The sequence below is a fragment of the Capnocytophaga endodontalis genome (assembly GCF_002209445.1).
Taxonomy (GTDB): domain Bacteria; phylum Bacteroidota; class Bacteroidia; order Flavobacteriales; family Flavobacteriaceae; genus Capnocytophaga; species Capnocytophaga periodontitidis.
In genome coordinates this window covers 1,652,501-1,672,856 of record NZ_CP022022.1, presented here as the reverse complement: position 1 = coordinate 1,672,856, position 20,356 = coordinate 1,652,501, and the positions used below count along the sequence as shown (strand labels likewise).

At 35.9% G+C, this 20,356-nt stretch carries 16 protein-coding genes and 1 CRISPR repeat array (1 of these 17 only partly in view); of the genes, 6 read left to right on the top strand and 10 right to left on the bottom strand.

Annotation, left to right across the window (positions count from 1 at the left end; genetic code table 11):
* The first annotated feature begins 24 nt into the window (after nucleotides 1–24).
* Nucleotides 25–966, top strand: a complete 942-nt coding sequence (gene trxB, locus CBG49_RS07480) for a thioredoxin-disulfide reductase (RefSeq protein WP_088595291.1) — start codon at nucleotides 25–27, stop codon at nucleotides 964–966.
* Between the two features lie 99 nt (nucleotides 967–1,065).
* On the opposite strand, the gene CBG49_RS07475 is transcribed toward trxB, so the two are convergent.
* The 6 genes from CBG49_RS07475 to CBG49_RS07450 form a co-directional block, all read right to left on the bottom strand.
* Complete coding sequence (locus tag CBG49_RS07475) at nucleotides 1,066–2,985, bottom strand: LTA synthase family protein (RefSeq protein ID WP_088594002.1); 1,920 nt, start codon at nucleotides 2,983–2,985, stop codon at nucleotides 1,066–1,068.
* Between the two features lie 13 nt (nucleotides 2,986–2,998).
* Nucleotides 2,999–3,301, bottom strand: a complete 303-nt coding sequence (locus CBG49_RS07470) for a hypothetical protein (protein WP_009414498.1) — start codon at nucleotides 3,299–3,301, stop codon at nucleotides 2,999–3,001.
* Nucleotides 3,289–4,059, bottom strand: a complete 771-nt coding sequence (gene surE / locus CBG49_RS07465) for a 5'/3'-nucleotidase SurE (RefSeq protein ID WP_088594001.1) — start codon at nucleotides 4,057–4,059, stop codon at nucleotides 3,289–3,291. The genes CBG49_RS07470 and surE overlap by 13 nt, the downstream gene beginning before the upstream one ends.
* A 149-nt stretch (nucleotides 4,060–4,208) precedes the next feature.
* A complete protein-coding gene (dtd, locus tag CBG49_RS07460; protein WP_088594000.1) occupies nucleotides 4,209–4,664 on the bottom strand; it encodes a D-aminoacyl-tRNA deacylase in 456 nt (151 codons plus the stop codon).
* Nucleotides 4,665–4,693: 29 nt separating this feature from the next.
* Nucleotides 4,694–5,077: a DUF6911 family protein gene (locus tag CBG49_RS07455; protein WP_227002994.1), complete on the bottom strand. Its 384-nt coding sequence runs from the start codon at nucleotides 5,075–5,077 to the stop codon at nucleotides 4,694–4,696.
* On the bottom strand, nucleotides 5,074–5,361 hold the full coding sequence (locus tag CBG49_RS07450) for a hypothetical protein (RefSeq protein WP_088593999.1): 288 nt from the start codon (nucleotides 5,359–5,361) through the stop codon (nucleotides 5,074–5,076). The genes CBG49_RS07455 and CBG49_RS07450 overlap by 4 nt, the downstream gene beginning before the upstream one ends.
* Nucleotides 5,362–5,513: 152 nt before the next feature.
* Here CBG49_RS07450 and pdxH point away from each other — a divergent pair, with 152 nt between their 5' ends.
* Entirely contained in the window at nucleotides 5,514–6,155 is a 642-nt protein-coding gene (pdxH, locus tag CBG49_RS07445) for a pyridoxamine 5'-phosphate oxidase (RefSeq protein ID WP_088593998.1), read from the top strand.
* A gap of 240 nt (nucleotides 6,156–6,395) precedes the next feature.
* Nucleotides 6,396–6,782 carry a hypothetical protein gene (locus tag CBG49_RS07440; RefSeq protein ID WP_088593997.1) on the top strand — a complete coding sequence of 129 codons (387 nt, stop codon included), beginning with the start codon at nucleotides 6,396–6,398 and terminating at the stop codon, nucleotides 6,780–6,782.
* Nucleotides 6,783–6,866: 84 nt separating this feature from the next.
* On the opposite strand, the gene CBG49_RS07435 is transcribed toward CBG49_RS07440, so the two are convergent.
* A complete protein-coding gene (locus tag CBG49_RS07435; protein ID WP_088593996.1) occupies nucleotides 6,867–7,118 on the bottom strand; it encodes a GlsB/YeaQ/YmgE family stress response membrane protein in 252 nt (83 codons plus the stop codon).
* Between the two features lie 597 nt (nucleotides 7,119–7,715).
* Here CBG49_RS07435 and CBG49_RS16360 point away from each other — a divergent pair.
* Nucleotides 7,716–7,931, top strand: coding sequence for a hypothetical protein (locus tag CBG49_RS16360; protein ID WP_236854649.1), 216 nt, complete (start codon nucleotides 7,716–7,718; stop codon nucleotides 7,929–7,931).
* 420 nt (nucleotides 7,932–8,351) lie between these two features.
* Nucleotides 8,352–8,789 carry a hypothetical protein gene (locus tag CBG49_RS07420; RefSeq protein ID WP_088593993.1) on the top strand — a complete coding sequence of 146 codons (438 nt, stop codon included), beginning with the start codon at nucleotides 8,352–8,354 and terminating at the stop codon, nucleotides 8,787–8,789.
* A gap of 131 nt (nucleotides 8,790–8,920) precedes the next feature.
* Nucleotides 8,921–13,221: a CRISPR direct-repeat array (repeat unit 46 nt; unit sequence GTTGTGAATTGCTTTCAAATTTTGTAGTTTTGTGATTGATAACAAC).
* Between the two features lie 117 nt (nucleotides 13,222–13,338).
* Here the strand turns inward: CBG49_RS07420 and cas2 are convergent.
* The 3 genes from cas2 to cas9 are packed head-to-tail and all read right to left on the bottom strand — an operon-like array spanning nucleotide 13,339 to nucleotide 18,967.
* Nucleotides 13,339–13,680, bottom strand: coding sequence for a CRISPR-associated endonuclease Cas2 (gene cas2 / locus CBG49_RS07415; RefSeq protein WP_009412677.1), 342 nt, complete (start codon nucleotides 13,678–13,680; stop codon nucleotides 13,339–13,341).
* The gene (gene cas1, locus CBG49_RS07410; RefSeq protein WP_088593992.1) at nucleotides 13,677–14,567 is read right to left on the bottom strand and encodes a type II CRISPR-associated endonuclease Cas1; all 891 of its coding nucleotides are present in this window, start codon (nucleotides 14,565–14,567) and stop codon (nucleotides 13,677–13,679) included. Before cas1 ends, cas2 begins: the two co-directional genes overlap by 4 nt.
* Nucleotides 14,568–14,596: 29 nt before the next feature.
* Nucleotides 14,597–18,967, bottom strand: a complete 4,371-nt coding sequence (gene cas9, locus CBG49_RS07405) for a type II CRISPR RNA-guided endonuclease Cas9 (RefSeq protein WP_088593991.1) — start codon at nucleotides 18,965–18,967, stop codon at nucleotides 14,597–14,599.
* A gap of 439 nt (nucleotides 18,968–19,406) precedes the next feature.
* Here cas9 and CBG49_RS07400 point away from each other — a divergent pair, with 439 nt between their 5' ends.
* Nucleotides 19,407–20,356, top strand: the 5' portion of a protein-coding gene (locus CBG49_RS07400) for an IS1182 family transposase (protein WP_227002993.1). The gene runs 673 nt beyond the window's last position; the window shows 950 of its 1,623 coding nt (coding positions 1–950); it begins with the start codon at nucleotides 19,407–19,409; its stop codon lies off the right edge, out of view.

The window sequence follows — 20,356 nt, the reverse complement described above, 5'->3', positions numbered from 1 at the left end:
AAATTTAAAAAAGAAAAAATCACTATGGCAAACATCGAAAAAATAAAATGCCTCATTATAGGCTCAGGTCCTGCGGGCTATACTGCCGCTATCTATGCCTCTCGCGCTAACCTTAATCCTGTACTCTACCAAGGCGAACAACCTGGCGGACAACTCACTACTACCTTTGAGGTAGAAAACTTCCCTGGCTATCCTGAGGGGGTAATGGGTACAGAAATGATGATGCAATTAGAACAACAAGCTAAACGTTTTGGTGCTGATATTCGCAATGGCTGGGTAACTAAAGTAGACTTCTCGGCTCATCCTCACAAAATATGGGTAGACGACCAAGAACTCCACGCCGATGCCGTGATTATCGCTACAGGTGCTTCAGCTAAATACTTAGGGTTACCCTCCGAACAACACTACCTCCAAACAGGAGGCGGCGTATCGGCTTGCGCTGTGTGCGATGGTTTCTTCTACCGCAATCAACACGTGGCTATTGTAGGAGCAGGCGACTCAGCTTGTGAAGAAGCGCTTTACTTGGCAAACCTTTGTTCAAAAGTAACTATGCTCGTACGTCGCGATGAGTTCCGCGCTTCGCAAATTATGAAAGAACGCGTACTCAATTCACCTAAAATAGAAGTGCTTTTCAATACTGAAACTGAAGAAATTCTCGGTGACGGACAAGTCGTTACGGGTATGAAAGTCCGCAACAACAAAACGGGAGAAATAAGCGAAATAGCTATCACAGGCTTCTTTGTAGCTATCGGTCACAAACCTAATACCGATGTCTTTAAACCTTATATTGATACTGATGAAGTAGGCTATATCAAAAACGTAGCGGGCACTTCGCTCACCAATGTAGCAGGAGTATTTGTTGCAGGTGATGCCGCCGATACTCGCTACCGCCAAGCCATTACTGCTGCCGGTTCAGGTTGTATGGCAGCGTTGGACGCAGAGAAATACCTTCTTACTCTTGAATAGCTAAGAGGTAAGAGATAAGAAAGCGCGATGTTTATCATTGGAAACATCGCGCTTTCTCTTTTGCTAATTTATTTGCTTGTGCCGCTGGCACCTAATTTGCTAATTATTCAATTTGTGATTGATAATCCTATCCATATAATCCTGCATAAAGGCTTTTAAATCTTTGATACCTTTTTGTATTTCAGCATTATCTTCTTTACCTAAAAGATTGTTTTTCAGAGCTCCATCTTCTTTTTTATACACTCCATTCACTTTGCCAGTCTCGTCTATGATATAAGTATAATTACCTTGCATCATTTGATACATCAGCGCATCCGAAATGAAAGCACGTGGTGTTTCATCAGGGCGATTGGCAAACACACTGCGTCCCCAAGAGCGGAAAGGTTTTTTATACCCTATCAAATCTACTAACGAAGGATAGATGTCTATTTGTTGAGCGATATCCGAATTTACCCCTTTAGGCACTAAATTAGGATTCGGACTATAAAACATTATCGCCGCTCCTCTACCTGTAATAGGCTCTTTATAAAGGTCGTAATAAGTTTGGTTAGGGTGATCATTCACAAAAGCAAAAATCGTATTGTTATACCAAGGTTGTTTTTTAGCACACTCAAAAAATCGTTTGAGAGCATAATCGGTATAGCCAATACATTGGTGAATCTCTAAATTCCCTTTAGGAAATTTACCCTCATATTGTTTAGGAATTTGAAAAGGGTGATGAGATGAAAGCGTGAAAATAGTGCCTAAAAAAGGTTGTTTCTTTTCGGAATAAGTTCTGCACATATATTGGAAGAAAGGTTCGTCCCAAATTCCCCAATGCCCATCGTCATCAGCATCGTTATTATACTCATTTTTACCGTAGTAATGGTCAAAACCTAAGATATTAGAAAAACCTAAAAATCCCATAGAACCGTTAGGAGCTGAATGGAAGAAAGAAGTATCGTACCCCATTTCTTTGGCGATAGACACCAAAGACTGTGTAGGTTGTTTCACATAAGGAGAAGAAGTATAAGCCACTTGAAAAGAGGGGATTCCCGCTAACATTGACGACATTCCGTGTATCGACTGGCGACCTGTGCAATAAGCGTTATCGAGCACATAAGAATGTTGAGAGAGCGAGTCTAAAAAGGGAGTATACGACTTAAAGTTAGGAATATGGGTTTTAGTATTCATACAGCCCCAATACTCTTTACCGAAACTTTCTAAAATAAAGAGGACGACATTAGGCTTGGTAGCTACTTCGCGGTTGTACTGCTTAATAGGTTTTAAACTCTCATTGATGTAGGCTTCATCTACAAAGTGATATTCTTTAAATCCTTTGTTCTTACCCATACTGCGAATAAGGCAAAAAGGCGTGTTGAGAATTGCATCAGCCTGTGCTGTAATATTCACGTGTCGGCTAGCATCAAGCATATTGATAGGACGAGTATCCGAGGTAAAACCACCGCCTCGTATAGCCATCATTATCAGAGTACCGAAGCCTAAGAAAAATACAGCAGACCATCCAAAGTAAGATTTCTTTTGAGCGATAGGCGTTTCAGTAAGCTTCACGCGTTTATAGAGAAAAATCCAAAGTGCTATCAACAAAAAGAAGCCCACAAATAAATACCAATAGTCTATTAAAAAACTACCAAATAATTTCATCTTGTTATTTTCGTGTTCAATAACAGCAAACGATGCCGAGGTAAGACGGGACTTGCTAAAAGGATAATATGCCATATCGATAAAGTTAGTAGTATAAGCAATCGTATTAGGTATAAAATACGACCAAAACACCACTTTTTGAAACTTTTTATGGGTATTTATCCACAAAGGGAGTAAACTGAGCAGTATAAACAGCAAGTTAGTGTACATTATAGCACAGTTATCAAACGCTAATCCATAATAAAAAAGGTCTGATAAGTTATAATCACCCATTTCTCCGTGATTGAAATAGATAAACAAACCACGGGCAATAGCATAGAACAAATATACCAAGAAGATACGGTATAAAAAAACTATATATTCTCTAATTCTCATTGTATTTAGTTTTTTAAATGAATTGTAATATTAAAATAATGATGGTAAGCACTGCCGAAGCGATAAGCACCCCTCTGGCGCGTTCGTTTTCATAACGATTGATAAAAAAGAAGAAAACAGCAAGGTCTAACAAGGCTCCCAACAGAATGAGTTTTCCCAAATAGCCTCTGTAGTAAGCATCTTGAAGGGTTACACCAATACTGTTTTTAGAAAAAATAAGGATATAAGCCAATATCCCAATCGCATTAGCCAATATCCCTATTGTAAAACCTATAAGTTGATTTTTTCGGTTGTAGTTCATATCTATAAATCCCATTGTTTTAGCGGTTCAATATTTTGGTGAGCAGTAAGGTCAAACTGAATAGGCACAACCGATATATAGCCATTTTCAAGCGCCCATTGGTCGGTGTCAGTACCTTCATCTTCATTCACAAAAGTACCTGTCATCCAATAGTATACTCTTCCCTGTGGGTTCACGCGTTTGTCAAAACTCTCTATCCATCGAGAACGTGCTTGTCGGCATATTTTCACACCTTTAATTTCTTCCTTCTTGATATTAGGGATGTTTACGTTCAGCACTGTTCCTTTAGGCAACCCATTAGCAAGCACCTTCTCAGCAATATTTTTGATATAAGAGCGCGCTTGAGAGAAATCAGCATTCCAACTCGGGTCTAACAACGAAAAACCAATAGCAGGAATTCCCTCAGTACCCGCCTCAATAGCCGCACTCATCGTTCCTGAATATATCACGTTGATAGAAGCATTGGAACCGTGATTGATACCACTCACACACAAATCGGGCAGACGACCGTTCAGCACTTCATGTTTGGCTATTTTCACACAGTCGGCAGGAGTACCACTACAAGCGTATTCGCGAGTAGCTCCGTTATGTGACGGCACAGGGTCGCAGTACATCGTAGTATCGAGGGTAACGGCGTGCCCTTTACCACTCTGTGGTGAATCAGGAGCTACTACCACCACTTCACCTAATTCTTTCATTATGTCTATCAGATAACGGATACCAGGAGCGGTAATACCATCGTCGTTTGTTACTAATATCAAAGGTTTTTGCATATTCAAAAAAAACGTAAAAAATATTAAGCGCACAAAAGTACAAAATAATTAACAATTTACAACCAACAATTTACAACTATTCAAAAAAAGATGTAATTTTGCTATTCTAACAAACATCCTAACCAAAGATAAAAAGTAATTACCGACATTTAAAAATCCTTATTTTTTGTATCTATCAAAATCGTTACTGGTCCATCGTTACAGAGATTTACCTGCATCATCGCTCCAAATTGCCCCGTAGGCACTCGTTTGCCAAGCAATATTTCCACTTGCTTTACAAACGCCTCATAGATAGGAATTGCCACCTCAGGACGTGCTGCTCTGATATAGCTGGGGCGATTACCTTTTTTAGTAGCAGCGTGCAAAGTGAATTGCGACACTATAAGCACCTCGCCTTCCACATCCTTCACCGAGAGGTTCATCACACCATTTTCATCTTCAAAAACGCGTAAATTCACTATCTTCGCCGATAGCCACGCAATATCCTCATCGCTATCGCTATCTTCTATCCCTACCAATACTAATAAGCCTCTATTGATAGAGGCTACCGTTTGCTTCTCTATATCCACTGAAGCGTGGGTTACTTTTTGAATAACTACTCTCATACTCTTTCATTTTTTAATTGGTTATTTTATTAATCAAGAATATATAAAGGGATATCTTTCTGCTGAAAAAACTCTTTAAATAGCATCAATACAAAACCAAAATCATAGCAAATAGTATTCTCGTCATACAAATCACCATTAATCTCTATCTTATTGTGGGTGGCAAGTCTTCTATTATAACTACGAGGATATTTCTCTTGAGGATTATCAAGGTCTGTAGTATAATAGAGCAACAAATACTTACCTTTATCTATTTGACAAGAAAGGCAATCAGCATCCCAAGTATCATCTATTGCTAAACGAATTTTAGCCTGTTCAATTTGTGAAAAAGGAATCAACTTTTGTATGAGTTCGTCTAGAGAATTAATTATATATTCTTCATATTTCTTAGGTTTCCTGAGTGTTAATATCATAATAATCTTTCTTTAAGTCCTAACATTAAAGCCTTTTTCTTAAAATCAGCAATTACTTGTTGTGGTGTTTCTGCTTCATACTTAATGTTCAAATTTAATTTTCCTAATTCCTCTTCCAATATTTCCTCTTCAGTATCTTTATATACATAACACCATAAATAGTAGCCTTTAAACTTTAAAGTAAGTTCATCATATTGTTTATCAAAACTGATAAGCTCTTCTTTAAAAAGATTTTTAAGAATATTTAAAGAAGTTTCCATAGTAAAAAACCCTTCTTTTGCCATAAAATCAGCACAACAATTAATCTGAATTAGAACTACCAAAATAAGCCACAAAAAGCATACCACCAAAAAAACAACGCAATATTATTCAATCTGTTACAAAAAATACGGTTGTGAATTGATAAATTATTAGTATATTTGCAAAAAAAAAATAAATGGACTTAAGTAATTATCGAAAAACCTATAACAAACGGGAACTTTTAGAGAAAGACGCACCCGAAAACCCAATGCAGCTCTTTCAAACGTGGTTTTATGAAGCCGATGAAGCTGATAGCATTGACGAAGCTAATGCTATGTCGGTCAGCACCATAGGGCTTGATGGATTTCCAAAAACACGCGTTGTACTACTCAAACAATACACTTACGAAGGATTTATATTCTACACCAACTACCACAGCGAAAAAGGTAGAGCTATAGAAGCCAATCCGCACTTGTGTTTATCGTTTTTTTGGCCATCTCTTGAGCGACAAATCATCATCAAAGGTATCGCCGAACGTGTAGCTGCCAATACTTCTGATGGTTATTTCGAATCGCGCCCGTTAGGCAGTCAGTTAGGAGCAGTGGTATCGCCACAGAGCGAAGTAATCCCCACACGTGAGTACTTAGAAGAACGTCTACACACCTTAGAAGCCCAATACGAAGGCAAAGAAGTACCACGCCCTCCTCATTGGGGTGGCTACTTAGTGCGCCCTCTGAGCATAGAGTTCTGGCAAGGACGTCCCAACCGCCTACACGACCGCCTGCGCTACACCCTCACTGAAGATTACGACTGGAAAATAGAGCGATTAGCCCCGTGATGAACTGAAACATTATCCCTACCCTACTCTTCTATTTTAGGGTCGTCACTCAACCATTCTTGAATATTTTTTGCTTCATCTCCATCTTCCATATTGAAAATATTAAGATATATATTTACAAATTTCGAACAAGATTATAACTAAAAATCTCACAATTAATGTATTAAAAATTGCATAAAGTATTCCAATGGTATAATTATTGCATCAAACTTTAATATTAATTTTTAAATTGAATCAAGTATGAAAAAAACTATTGCTTTAGTATCGGTGATTTGTTTATCACTAATAGCTTTTTCTTGTATATCTTGCAGCAAGAATGACGACCCTGCAGACAATGACCTTTTTGTAGGAACCTACAAAGGTAAAGTCTCTTACTTTGATAGTCAACAGAAAAAATCTGCTGATAATGGAGCCGTGACAGTTATTAAAACAGGAAATAACTATTATTTCCGTTTTTCAGACGGCATCCCTGACCTTAAAGGTGTTAGCTTCAAAAAAGAAGGAGATAACACTTTAATAAATGTTGATTTGCAAGATGGTTTAAAAGTAATCAGAATTAACGCCTCTTCATTGTACATTCTGTATACTACAGATGGAAAGACCTGGATTGCTAACGCAAGTAGGTAATAATTCTAAAAAAGAAGCACTAAAAAACCTCGAAAATATATAATTTTCGAGGTTTTTTTGATTTTTAATATGAGCTCTTCCTTATTACTTCTTTTTAAATATCAAATTTATCAAGAATAAAATAACGATAGCTCCAATAGCTCCTGTTAAGATAGCGCCAATCCATCCTCCTCCAAGTGAGACGTGAAACACATCTCCTAAAAGCCAATATCCCACGCCACTTCCAAGAATACCAATAATGATATTGCCAATAAGACCTAATCCACTACCTTTGTAGATAGTTCCTCCTAACCATCCAGCGATGGCTCCAATAATAAGTGTTGCGATAATACCCATAATTTTTAATATTAAATTAGGGTACAAAGGTAAGAATTATTATTTAAAAAACAAATAAAAATCATAAAAGGGAGAGGATTCGCTCGCTTTACTTGGCGTTATTGTTCAGATTATTTACTTATACATTTTGTGAATTGTTTTCAAATTTTGTAGCTCTGTGATGTACGAGCCGCACAGACAGGAAAAACAGTGTGAGTGCTTTCAAACTTTGTAGCTATTTGATTGATAACAACTTAGGTAATTTCCAAATTGGCTAATTCTCAAATTTGCTAATTTATAGTTGTGAATTGCTTTCAAACTTTATAGCTATTTGGTTGATAACAACTTAGGTAATTTTCAAATTGGCTAATTCTCAAATTTGCTAATTTATAGTTGTGAATTGCTTTCAAATTTTGTAGTTTTGCGATTGATAACAACGATGCCTTTGCGCTCATCCCTGCGAGGCATCAGACGGTGGCTACTTTTTTTAAGAAGGCGGGCTACGCTACGGCTGCCATCGGCAAGTGGCACTTAGGCTTAGGCGATAGAGGCGGTATCGATTGGAATAAGCCGATCCCTCATACGCCTAATGATATTGGCTTTGACGAGAGCTTTATTATGCCAGCGACCTCTGACCGCGTGCCTTGTGTGTATTTGCGCAACGGTCGGGTGCTGAACCTTAGCCCTGATGACCCTTTGGAGGTGAACTACCAGCACAAGATAGGCAATCTGCCTACGGGCAAGGAGAACCCTGAGCTGCTGCGTATGCGCTACTCGCACGGGCATTATATGACGATAGTGAATGGCATCAGCCGCATTGGGCTTCGTGGGTAGGTAAGGACAAGAAGGGTCGTACTTATGCGGTGCAGGAAGGGCTGCGCAATGTGCTGGCAGTGCTGAAAGGCAAATACAAGTATATCGAGCCTACCGCCCAAACTATGAAACGGGCTTGGGAGACAGGCATCGAAACAGGCTTTGAGGGCGCTCCTCAGCTCTACGACCTGAGCGTAGACCCTGCTGAGAGACACAATATCGCTGGGCGGCAGCCTGCATTAGTTAAGGAGTTTGAGGCAGTGATCAGAGGAGAGAGAGGAAGGCATTAGCATTTTATTCTTAAAGGTTGTTATTTAGAATTTGTTAAAAACAATACAAAGTCTACAATTAAAAGTTAAAACAATCTTAAACTTTGTCAACTTACTTGACAGAGAAGAGAATATCTTATAACTTTGTCGCAAAATTCTAAAATATTTAATTATGAAAAAGTCAGTACAAATCTTTTTAGAACTTATCTCAGCTATTGCACTTTACTTGTTTATAAGTTCAATAGCCTATGGAGATCATTTGGTAACCCTACCCTTGTACTTAACAGGGATGGTGATTATCAGTTATCTTTTTGTGAGAGAGAGACCCCAAGAATGCCTACAAAGTGCCTTACGCATTGTTCTTCCGTTTACGGGGTTAATGCTTATTGCAGGGAGTCTGCCTGATGCACATTTCAGTTTAGCTCTGATTTATATTGTGAGCACAGGGGCAGCTTTTTTATTAGGAATGCTCATTGCCACCGTGAGCAAGACGTACCAAAAGATAGGTTTATCCGTGTTGGCTTTTCTGCTGGTAGTTGCCGTACGGTTGTCGTTTTCAGCGGAGTTTCAATATTTGATAGGCGTACATTGGTATACCTTAGGAAGTTAATCATCTAATAGAATATAGAAAGAGGTTGCTCAGAAGTCTGGGCAACCTTTTTTATGCTTTGTTACTTATAAAATATTTTTTTTGTATCTTCGCGCTTTATTGTTGAACTATTTGATAAATTAAACATTTATGTTGTGAATTGCTTTCAAATTTTGTAGTTTTGCGATTGATAACAACTACAGTACCTGCGTGTAGATAAAGAAGATTGTTGTGAATTGCTTTCAAATTTTGTAGTTTTGTGATTGATAACAACTGTTCACTTCCAATGAAGGGGTGATGTCTCGTTGTGAATTGCTTTCAAATTTTGTAGTTTTGTGATTGATAACAACACCGAGAACCAAGCGATGATTGCCAAGATAGTTGTGAATTGCTTTCAAATTTCGTAGTTTTGTGATTGATAACAACTCAACCCTAATTATCCCGATGACCCTCACAGTTGTGAATTGCTTTCAAATTTTGTAGTTTTGTGATTGATAACAACTTTATCTCAATACCACTTTCCCTTAAATTCTGTTGTGAATTGCTTTCAAATTTTGTAGTTTTGTGATTGATAACAACTATCTTTGTCGCCGTTAGGCTCTTTTAAGTGTTGTGAATTGCTTTCAAATTTTGTAGTTTTGTGATTGATAACAACGTAATCATTGCCAACTCCATTCGCCAAGTAGTTGTGAATTGCTTTCAAATTTTGTAGTTTTGTGATTGATAACAACACCTGCTCTTTAATATACTTGCGCTGCTCTGTTGTGAATTGCTTTCAAATTTTGTAGTTTTGTGATTGATAACAACATTAGATACATACGCACTTAAATAGTACCTGTTGTGAATTGCTTTCAAATTTTGTAGTTTTGTGATTGATAACAACCAATACAAACCGCTCTATACAACAACCTTAGTTGTGAATTGCTTTCAAATTTTGTAGTTTTGTGATTGATAACAACTTACTATCTGAAAGGGCTAATAAGTTAGATTTTGTGAATTGCTTTCAAATTTTGTAGTTTTGTGATTGATAACAACGTAATCATTGCCAACTCCATTCGCCAAGTAGTTGTGAATTGCTTTCAAATTTTGTAGTTTTGTGATTGATAACAACTTCAGGATACGCCTTTTATACGTTGTATTGGTTGTGAATTGCTTTCAAATTTTGTAGTTTTGCGATTGATAACAACAGTGTTCAGATTATCAAAATCTGCCTCATCGTTGTGAATTGCTTTCAAATTTTGTAGTTTTGCGATTGATAACAACCTAACCTCTAAACCTATGTTCACCAATATAGTTGTGAATTGCTTTCAAATTTTGTAGTTTTGCGATTGATAACAACACAAAAGGCTATGATTTAGATGAAGACATTGTTGTGAATTGCTTTCAAATTTTGTAGTTTTGTGATTGATAACAACGTAATCATTGCCAACTCCATTCGCCAAGTAGTTGTGAATTGCTTTCAAATTTTGTAGTTTTGTGATTGATAACAACTTCAGGATACGCCTTTTATACGTTGTATTGGTTGTGAATTGCTTTCAAATTTTGTAGTTTTGTGATTGATAACAACAATACCTATTCGTAGAAACCAACGATGCTCGTTGTGAATTGCTTTCAAATTTTGTAGTTTTGTGATTGATAACAACTTTTTTGTAATTATTACAATCACTACCCTTGTTGTGAATTGCTTTCAAATTTTGTAGTTTTGTGATTGATAACAACAGCCACTGGACACTTAGGAAGTGCAGTTACGTTGTGAATTGCTTTCAAATTTTGTAGTTTTGCGATTGATAACAACGTTACAAAAGACGCAACAGCAAAGCAGTTGTTGTGAATTGCTTTCAAATTTTGTAGTTTTGTGATTGATAACAACTTTGAAAGTATTCTACAAATCGACAAAGTAGTTGTGAATTGCTTTCAAATTTTGTAGTTTTGTGATTGATAACAACTTTTGTAAATGTTTGATTTTCAGCGAACTAGTTGTGAATTGCTTTCAAATTTTGTAGTTTTGTGATTGATAACAACTTACCGCCCGCACTGGCAACCTCATCACAGGTTGTGAATTGCTTTCAAATTTTGTAGTTTTGTGATTGATAACAACTCCGCTGGAGGTATATATTATTTTGCAACTGTTGTGAATTGCTTTCAAATTTTGTAGTTTTGTGATTGATAACAACGCTCTTTTTCAGGTGGTGAAGAGCCTAAGCGTTGTGAATTGCTTTCAAATTTTGTAGTTTTGTGATTGATAACAACAGAACGATTTATTACCGAAGAGCGCAAAGAGTTGTGAATTGCTTTCAAATTTTGTAGTTTTGTGATTGATAACAACTGCCGTGTTATTCTTGAAATCTGGAAACTTGTTGTGAATTGCTTTCAAATTTTGTAGTTTTGTGATTGATAACAACTATAAGGTCTATAAAATGTATAAAACAGATGTTGTGAATTGCTTTCAAATTTTGTAGTTTTGTGATTGATAACAACATTACGAAAAGCTAATACTCTCAATACGTGTTGTGAATTGCTTTCAAATTTTGTAGTTTTGTGATTGATAACAACATTTGAGAGTAACAGTATCATCAAGAGACAGTTGTGAATTGCTTTCAAATTTTGTAGTTTTGTGATTGATAACAACAACTCGTAAAAAATATGACTGAAATAATTGTTGTGAATTGCTTTCAAATTTTGTAGTTTTGTGATTGATAACAACATATCAATATCACCATTGAGAGGCGAAGTGTTGTGAATTGCTTTCAAATTTTGTAGTTTTGTGATTGATAACAACCTTGCTACACCCTGCTATCATAGCTACAGCGTTGTGAATTGCTTTCAAATTTTGTAGTTTTGTGATTGATAACAACTAACCGAAAATTCAAGATTAGGCGAATGCAGTTGTGAATTGCTTTCAAATTTTGTAGTTTTGTGATTGATAACAACTTTCCGTTATAAAAAGTCGTTTTTCCGTTAGTTGTGAATTGCTTTCAAATTTTGTAGTTTTGTGATTGATAACAACAGATTGTATTGCAGTTTTGCAAAAGGAATAGTTGTGAATTGCTTTCAAATTTTGTAGTTTTGTGATTGATAACAACATTTTTTGTTTAAGAATTTGTGTTTATGCTGTTGTGAATTGCTTTCAAATTTTGTAGTTTTGTGATTGATAACAACTTGTTCGTGCTATCATAAAACAGATGGGCAAGTTGTGAATTGCTTTCAAATTTTGTAGTTTTGTGATTGATAACAACAAGGAAACATCGCAACAGATTGGAGCGAATGTTGTGAATTGCTTTCAAATTTTGTAGTTTTGTGATTGATAACAACTGGCTGAAGAATTGTGAAACCGCTGGAAATGTTGTGAATTGCTTTCAAATTTTGTAGTTTTGTGATTGATAACAACATTTTTTGTTTAAGAATTTGTGTTTATGCTGTTGTGAATTGCTTTCAAATTTTGTAGTTTTGTGATTGATAACAACTCACTGACAAATTTAGTCGCTTCCCATCTAGTTGTGAATTGCTTTCAAATTTTGTAGTTTTGTGATTGATAACAACCATAGGGAGCTTTTGAGCATTAAGGGGACTGTTGTGAATTGCTTTCAAATTTTGTAGTTTTGTGATTGATAACAACAGACGAGGTAGAGGAAATAATGGGCTTCCTTGTTGTGAATTGCTTTCAAATTTTGTAGTTTTGTGATTGATAACAACTTAAGCTATTTTTCCGAGCAAATTTACATTGTTGTGAATTGCTTTCAAATTTTGTAGTTTTGTGATTGATAACAACGTTTTACTTATTTTAGTTAAACATTTGTCTGTTGTGAATTGCTTTCAAATTTTGTAGTTTTGTGATTGATAACAACATACAATTAGATGATAGTGAGGATGAGACTGTTGTGAATTGCTTTCAAATTTTGTAGTTTTGTGATTGATAACAACAAGCCACAGGGTCAAGCACATCAAAGTCTTGTTGTGAATTGCTTTCAAATTTTGTAGTTTTGTGATTGATAACAACAGCAGAAGCGAGAGATAGAGGAAGCGTATTGTTGTGAATTGCTTTCAAATTTTGTAGTTTTGTGATTGATAACAACAGACCTAACCATTGCATTTTATCGCATTGGGTTGTGAATTGCTTTCAAATTTTGTAGTTTTGTGATTGATAACAACATTTGGAGATTTGTTTATAGCCGATGTAGCGTTGTGAATTGCTTTCAAATTTTGTAGTTTTGTGATTGATAACAACAAGGCTATCGGTTGTATGTTTGCGCCTGTAGTTGTGAATTGCTTTCAAATTTTGTAGTTTTGTGATTGATAACAACCACTTTTATCCCTTGAAGGGGCTGGAATTGGTTGTGAATTGCTTTCAAATTTTGTAGTTTTGTGATTGATAACAACTCTTCATATCGTAGTATATATCCTCGATATGTTGTGAATTGCTTTCAAATTTTGTAGTTTTGTGATTGATAACAACCTCAATATTTTAAAGGTTTTAGTATCAATCAGTTTTGCTTAAAAACAGTACTGAAAAACCTCCTCTTTTACCTTATAAACAAAGGCTAAAGAGGAGGTTTTCTCTTTCCTATTCTTCTTAAAAAAGTTCTAATTGCACATAAGTTTCGGGCGCTGCTGTTTCTCTCTGACAGTAAAAGAACTCCATATCGCCAAACTGCTTATCAGTTAAGCACATTATAGCTATATTGCCATACTGAGGTAAGTTTTGTTTTACACGATTGATATGCACTTGGGCATTCTCTCTACTAGGGCAATGCCTTATGTACATCGAAAACTGAAAGAGCGTAAAACCGTCCTTTATGAGTTTATCACGAAAGTTCTGTGCTTCTTTACGCATCTTTTTCGTTTCTGTTGGCAAATCGTATAATACTAATACCCACATAATTCTATAAGCATTATATCGTTCGGCTATGATCATAATTCAGGATAAGCTATCAGTCGCTTTTCACCCGTATAGCATTTGTATAAAGAAGAAGCTGTGTTCTTTACTGCTACTATCAAGGGGTGGGTATTCTTTTCTATCTGTACATCACGGGTTGCCATCTGAAGTATATGAGCTTTACTTTCTTTGTTGAGTTCTTCTACTTCAGGATGTGTTGTGAGCCATTCCATTACCAATAAATCTACTATGGGGCGGTAGGGTTCCATTATGTCGCTTGCCAAACAATAGGGGTTGTACTTATTGCGATGGAAAATTCCTAATACTAATAATAAACCTGTATCTACCAATGCGCGGGCTACGATACTGAGCAAAACTCCATATCCAAAATTGAAAAACTGATTAGGATATTCACCAAATCTATCTCTTAGAAAATCGTAATCGATAAGGTACTTCCAATAGTGTTGCGCTGCAATACCTTCCATATTGGTTGTATCGCCCGATTTTACTTCTTTTAGATAGTCGTACATCGGGTCAGCATACTTTCCTAAATGTTCTAATACCTTAGCTTGGTTCTGAATTTTGCATTCCACAGTTTGCTTCCAAAGTTGTTTTTTAAGAGGTTCGCTCACTTCCAACTGTGTTTTCACCCGTTCGGAATATTGAGTATTTCCACTAAAAGGAAGCATTGCTCCTAAGGGTAAGTGTTTTTCATCACAGCTGATAAGCACCACATTGTTCTTCATCAACTCTTGCAATAACTGATGTGAAACAGTAATTTGATAATGGTCAAGCATCAGCAAGCCCAAATCTTCAATAGGTACACTCCCTTTTACAGTTTGGGTAGTGGGGTCTGTTATTTTGAGTTGCTTATCTTTCAACTTCAAATGGGTAGGATTGCCGATGTAAATAGAACGGTATAACATAGTTTAAAGGGCGTTTATTGGTTTTTGTTCTATGCTTTGATGATGTTTCCTAAGCGATCTACTTTTAGTTTGATACAGACTTCTTTTATTTGCACCCCTTCTATACTCGCTGTTTTAGTATCAAAAGAACCAGAATCTTTTCCCTTTTTATCAATCTCTTTAGGACAAATAGCTTTTGCAACTCTATTAGGTGTAAAATAACAAGTGGTAGAAGAAAAATCATTTACATTGTAAATTCTTTCTTTCTGTTCTTTGCTGAGATTATTGAAATCTATTGTCTCTGTGGCTTCTCCTTCCATTGGTACGTACACTAAATCGTTAGGCGAAAGGCTAAACAACAATGGTTCTCCTTTTTCATTGCGCTCGGGAACAGAAGGAAGTCCTTGTTTTTGTCGTTCAATTACTTCGTTGAGGGGGATCGTTGCATACGAGCGTTTTTCTTTGCCTTGATATACTCCAAAAAAGAGGTTCGTTCCTTTGGCTGCTTCTACATATTTGGTAGCTTTAGCACCCGTTTCTCCAAGAGGAAATTTACTTCCTTCTTCAAAAATACGCACTTTATAAATGGGCTGATGTTTCTTGCCATCGTTATATTGAGCGATATTTTTGTTGAGTTCTTCTAATCCTTCTGCTGAAAAAGCAACTTCGGGGCTTCCTTTATAGTTGAGATAGTTGAGTAATATTTTCTGAATGCCCGTATCGGTAATACTACTGATAATCTTTTCTGTAAAGGTTATATCTACTGCTTTTCGGGTAGCTGTAAGTATTTTATCTTTACCTATTTTTCTATCCAAAACAATTTTACCTGAAACCGTTTCTTTGTGTAAAGGCTTTCTGATAGCCCAATTAGTCCCCTCTTGTTTTACTTTCTTTTTTACAAGTACACCATTTTTCTCTTCCCATTTTTCATAATAGTTGGTAGCCTTATTAATCACTCTTAGGTTTTGTTTAAAACTCACTACTATATGTTCAAGGGCTTCTTTGGCTTCTTGAGTGAAAGTACCCCAAGGTTTCTTGAACTGCCAGTTATTATTCTTTTTCTCACAGAGGATAGTGCGAAGGTCTATGCGAGATTGTTGTTTTTCTTTTTTATCCTTATTCTTATCCAATGCGTGTTGGTTATTCATATAATTGATGTGCTCTCTCGTAGCACAAGCAATCACTAAGGCGTCCATAGCGTGATGACGGTGGTCTATGCGTTTCTTTTGAAAACCTTGGCTGTATTCTATTGGAACAGTAGGGAGATTTTTTTGAAGTCTGTCGTTATATGAGGTAAATAGCTGTGTTTGGGTAAGCTGATTCATTCGCTCAAAACGAGGAAGTATAAGCTCATTCCACACATCATTAAGTCCCCAATCTTGTTTGAGAGCGGTGGTAATTTTTCCTGTACAAGGTATTACATTTTTAGAATTTACCCCCTCATCTTTTTCGTCTGAACGCACTATTTTAGAAAGTATTTCTGAAATATACTTACTGATGTAGCGAGTGTCATTGAGCTGGCGAGCCACCATTTTTTCAGGTATTTCATTCAAAAGAAGTTTTTGTTGTTTAGCTGAATTATTAGCGTAATGTTTCTTCACAAACTCTTTGTATTGTTCTTCTGTGAAAATAGTAACTTCTTTATTACCTGTTATGCGCACCTTTTCTCCGTGGTGTTTTTGAATAAATTCTAATCCTAATAGATTTGTTTTTAGCTTATTTACAGCCGATTCGCATATTACTTTATTAGATAAACTATCGTCGTAATAACGGCTTTGCGGAATAATATGTTCTATTTCATAGTCCTCAGTGAATAGTTTTGTAAGTGAAATCACCTCTCCTGTATAGGGCGATTTATACTTTTGTTCTAACCAAAGCTTATAGCGTTGTATCTCAAGGGTGGTAGGTTCAGCTTTTTTGCGAATTTTCTGAATATCTTCCTCTACTTGATCTGTACTACTGAACACACCTTCTTCATAGATTTTAAGCAGTTCTTGCTGTACAGGCGAATACGGACGCACGTTTTGTATGCTTGCATCTTCTTTTAATTCGGCAAGTAATTTCTTAATGCGTAGGTTGGTATTTTCATTCTCTTGATTTCTATTGGAAAGTTGTTTTCTTTCTTCGGCTGTTTTTTTGAGTTCTCTACCCAGTTCTATGTGTATTTCATCAAAGAAATTCGCTTGTCCCCCGCCGTATTGTTGCCAAATATCTCTTACTACGCGTAAAGTTTCGGTAACTACTTGCTCTACTATAGGGTTTCTAAGAGAGTGTTGTTTGAAATCTTCTAAATATGTTTCTAAATCACTCACTGAAGTCCATTTTTCTATATCAGTAGCTTCAGCGTGACGGTTATAGACTACATACTGAGCTAACCAAAGCGGTAATCCTTGAAAGCAGGTCTCATTATTGAGTTGATACTTCTCTGCTTTTTCTCTAATGATGGTACGGATATCCTCATTCGCCACTCCATTGATAAGGTCATCTATACGTTTCTGAGTAGATACATCAATGCGATTAAAGTCCCAATGATTGCCAAAACGCATTAGAGGAAGCAATTTTTTAATAGCTTTTTCTGAGAAACTACCATACTCATTAGGATAGGGTTTGAAGTTTTTGAAACTTTCTACGAAAGATGTTTCGTCTAATTGCTTCTTTTTAGCAAATCTCTTTAATGCTTTCTCAAATTCAACTTTGTCCTTCACCGAATATAACAAATGCCACAATTGATACGTTGTATCAAAGGTTAGAAAGTTGGCAGGGAGTCCTTCTACTTTCTGCAAATACCGCTGAAGGTCATAGCCTGTTTCATTCATAGGGTATTTTTTGGAAGAGTTATCCGCCGCATCATACACATAGTTCCAGCGATAAGTAGTGAGCCATTTTTTAAGCTCACTTTTAGCTACTTTATCTTTAATTTGAGGATTTTTTGCAAACAAAAAGTATTTCAGTAAACCTTCGTTATCTATTTCTTTTTGAGACATCAAGAAGTTGAAGAGAGCCTCATAGTCTTCGGCTGTTTCGATAAACTCAGCAGTTACCTCACGGTCGGTTTCTATTTCGTAAATTCTCAAGTTTTGCAGCCATTGTAACACTCTAAACTCTTGGTAGTAAGGATTAGATTTGGCACATACTTTTATAAAAGTGTCTTTGCGCTCATTAGTTTCCTTATCTATATACGAACGTTTTTCTAAGGTACAATTGGCAATAGTAGATTTTTTGCTACGCAATGGGCGTTGGTAGAAAATGATATCTTCTACAAACAGATGAAGGAAATCTTTTGATAGTAGATTTTGCTGTTGTGTCTCGTTTTTGCGGTATAATTCTCTTATACAGTCCGCCAATAGGGTTTCAGTGAACAATTCTGGTTGAAGAGCTATTTGTTTAGCCAAAATAGCCTTTAGTTCGTCTTTATAGTACTTTCTTTCAATAGTACGAACTAATTTTCCTTTTATTTTCTGATTAGGGTTTTGCAACAAATGGTCGTAGATATAAGCACCTACAGTTTTTCCAGAAAAATCAATATCGTGCTCTGTTTTCTTTTTGAGTAAATTCCAATCATTTTCGTCAGGAGCTCTGAAGGAACGCTTTTCTTTTCCCTCTTTGTCTACTTTAATTGTGCCATCATCATTAAGATCGGTAGTAACAATGAAATCACGCGTTTTTCCCTTCCAATCGTCCAATGGAATTTTACTTGTGCGACGGTATATCCAACCATTTTCTAAACGGATTGTATACCAAATCTCTCCTTTTTTATTAGGGGCTTCAGCCTCTACATCTACAACTTTTAAGGAGTGAAAAGCAACTTCCTTGTTAGGGTTTTCTGTTTCTTCCTCCCCTCGTAACTGATAGTACCCTCTTTTCTGATTGAAATGAAGTATAAGCCAAGCTAATTCTTGTTGGGTAATCTTTTGTGAGAGTGCTTTTTTACGTAGGTAATAAATTGTCCAATCATAAGGGATTTTACTCTCTTCGCCATTAGATTTCTTGTAAAATAACTGAGGTTGATATTTTTTGAAATCCTCAATCATCTCATTGAAACTATTCATAAAGATAAAATTCCCATTGTTATAAGCTATTTTGGGTTCAGCATTATCTATAAATTTACCATATCTTTTGGTAAAGTCTATTTGTGAATCATAGTGAGGAGGTAAAAAACCTAATATGTGAAGTACTCTATGAAGTCGCTCACGGCGAAGTAAATGCCGTTCTCTCAGACGACGTGTACTGCGATAAGTAGTTCTTTCGGCAGTTTGAGAAACTGTATTTCCCTTCTCAAAGTCACCTAATATACCCTGATCCATAGGAATAATCCTACTACCAGTAGCAATAATTTTTCCTTGTTTGTTTTCAAAATCTTGTTGTACAAGAGCCCAACCGATAGAGTTTGAGCCCAAATCTAAGCCTAATATACGTTTCATTCTTTTTATATTTTGGTGAGGCAAAGATAATAAAAAAGAAATAAAAACAAAAAATATTAAGAAAAATTTGCTTATAAAAAATATTACACTTACCTTTGTCGCAGAATTTGAAAGCAATTCACAATAAGGATTATTCCGTTGTGAAAACATTTAAAGGAGCCCTATTCTAGTGATAGGGTTCTTTTTATTTTTAGAATGTAGGAGAAAATCGGACGGGCAGACGACTCTGACAAGGCTGATTGGGAAGGAGTAATGGTGAGGAACTGTGATGAGATTTTATGAAATGATGATATAATAAAAAAAAGAGCCTGTCCGAAAAGTTTTAACAGGCTGATTATCAGCAATGAATAAAAAAGAGGCTATCTGGCAAAAGATAGCCTCTTATTATTTGGTGTTTTACCACAAAAGTTGTATCTTTGTGGTTCCTAAAAAAAACACAATGGCAAAAGTATCATTTAAATCTGAACCTCACAAATTTTTAACACTTTTCCCCGAGAATATTTTTGATAAGTTAGATAGTAACCACCCTGCTAAATTAGTAGAAATGGTTGTTAATCAGTTAGATATAACTGATGTTATTCAAAAATATAAGGGTGGAGGCTGTTCTGCATACCACCCTCGTACAATGATAAAAATAATCTTCTATAGCTATCTTTCTAACATTTATTCTTGCCGCAAAATGGCTATTGCTGTCAAAGAAAATCTCTCCCTTATGTATCTTGCAGGAGGTACAACTCCTGATTTTAGAACAATCAATGACTTTAGAGGTAAAATTTTGAAAGATTCTTTGCAAAAACTTTTTGCTGAAATAGTAAAACTCTTAGTAAAAGAGGGTTATCTAAGCCTTGATGTACAGTATATTGACGGTACAAAAATAGAATCAGTTGCTAACAAATATACTTTTGTGTGGAGAGGTTCTGTAGAGAAGTACAAGAAGAAGTTAGAGGCTAAAATAAATAAAGTGCTCTCTGATATAGAAGATAGCATACAATCAGATAACCAAGAGATTACTAAGCAAGAACTTCCTAAAGAAATCAATACCAAAGAGCTTAAAGAGAAATTAGCTGAGATTAATAAAAGGCTAAAAGAACCTACTAAAAAACAAGCTAAGGAGTTAGAAAAACTTCAAAATGAGCATCTTCCAAAGTTAGAAAAATATGAAGAAAGTCTAAAAATAATGGGAGATAGAAATTCTTATAGCAAAACAGATACAGATGCTACTTTTATGCGAATGAAAGATGACCATATGAAAAACGGTCAGCTCAAACCAGCTTATAATGCTCAAATATCCAATGAAAATCAGTTCATTACTCACGTTAGTATACACCAAACACCAGGTGATACCAATACTTTAGAGAGCCATTTAGATGGTTTTGAAAAGAGCTATCA

Bases quoted from the DNA above. Each gene is read 5' to 3' on its own strand.
- trxB (WP_088595291.1), top strand. From the start codon at position 25: ATGGCAAACATCGAAAAAATAAAATGCCTCATTATAGGCTCAGGTCCT.
- CBG49_RS07475 (WP_088594002.1), bottom strand. From the start codon at position 2,985: ATGAGAATTAGAGAATATATAGTTTTTTTATACCGTATCTTCTTGGTA.
- CBG49_RS07470 (WP_009414498.1), bottom strand. From the start codon at position 3,301: ATGGGATTTATAGATATGAACTACAACCGAAAAAATCAACTTATAGGT.
- surE (WP_088594001.1), bottom strand. From the start codon at position 4,059: ATGCAAAAACCTTTGATATTAGTAACAAACGACGATGGTATTACCGCT.
- dtd (WP_088594000.1), bottom strand. From the start codon at position 4,664: ATGAGAGTAGTTATTCAAAAAGTAACCCACGCTTCAGTGGATATAGAG.
- CBG49_RS07455 (WP_227002994.1), bottom strand. From the start codon at position 5,077: ATGATATTAACACTCAGGAAACCTAAGAAATATGAAGAATATATAATT.
- CBG49_RS07450 (WP_088593999.1), bottom strand. From the start codon at position 5,361: ATGGCAAAAGAAGGGTTTTTTACTATGGAAACTTCTTTAAATATTCTT.
- pdxH (WP_088593998.1), top strand. From the start codon at position 5,514: ATGGACTTAAGTAATTATCGAAAAACCTATAACAAACGGGAACTTTTA.
- CBG49_RS07440 (WP_088593997.1), top strand. From the start codon at position 6,396: ATGAAAAAAACTATTGCTTTAGTATCGGTGATTTGTTTATCACTAATA.
- CBG49_RS07435 (WP_088593996.1), bottom strand. From the start codon at position 7,118: ATGGGTATTATCGCAACACTTATTATTGGAGCCATCGCTGGATGGTTA.
- CBG49_RS16360 (WP_236854649.1), top strand. From the start codon at position 7,716: ATGCCAGCGACCTCTGACCGCGTGCCTTGTGTGTATTTGCGCAACGGT.
- CBG49_RS07420 (WP_088593993.1), top strand. From the start codon at position 8,352: ATGAAAAAGTCAGTACAAATCTTTTTAGAACTTATCTCAGCTATTGCA.
- cas2 (WP_009412677.1), bottom strand. From the start codon at position 13,680: ATGATCATAGCCGAACGATATAATGCTTATAGAATTATGTGGGTATTA.
- cas1 (WP_088593992.1), bottom strand. From the start codon at position 14,567: ATGTTATACCGTTCTATTTACATCGGCAATCCTACCCATTTGAAGTTG.
- cas9 (WP_088593991.1), bottom strand. From the start codon at position 18,967: ATGAAACGTATATTAGGCTTAGATTTGGGCTCAAACTCTATCGGTTGG.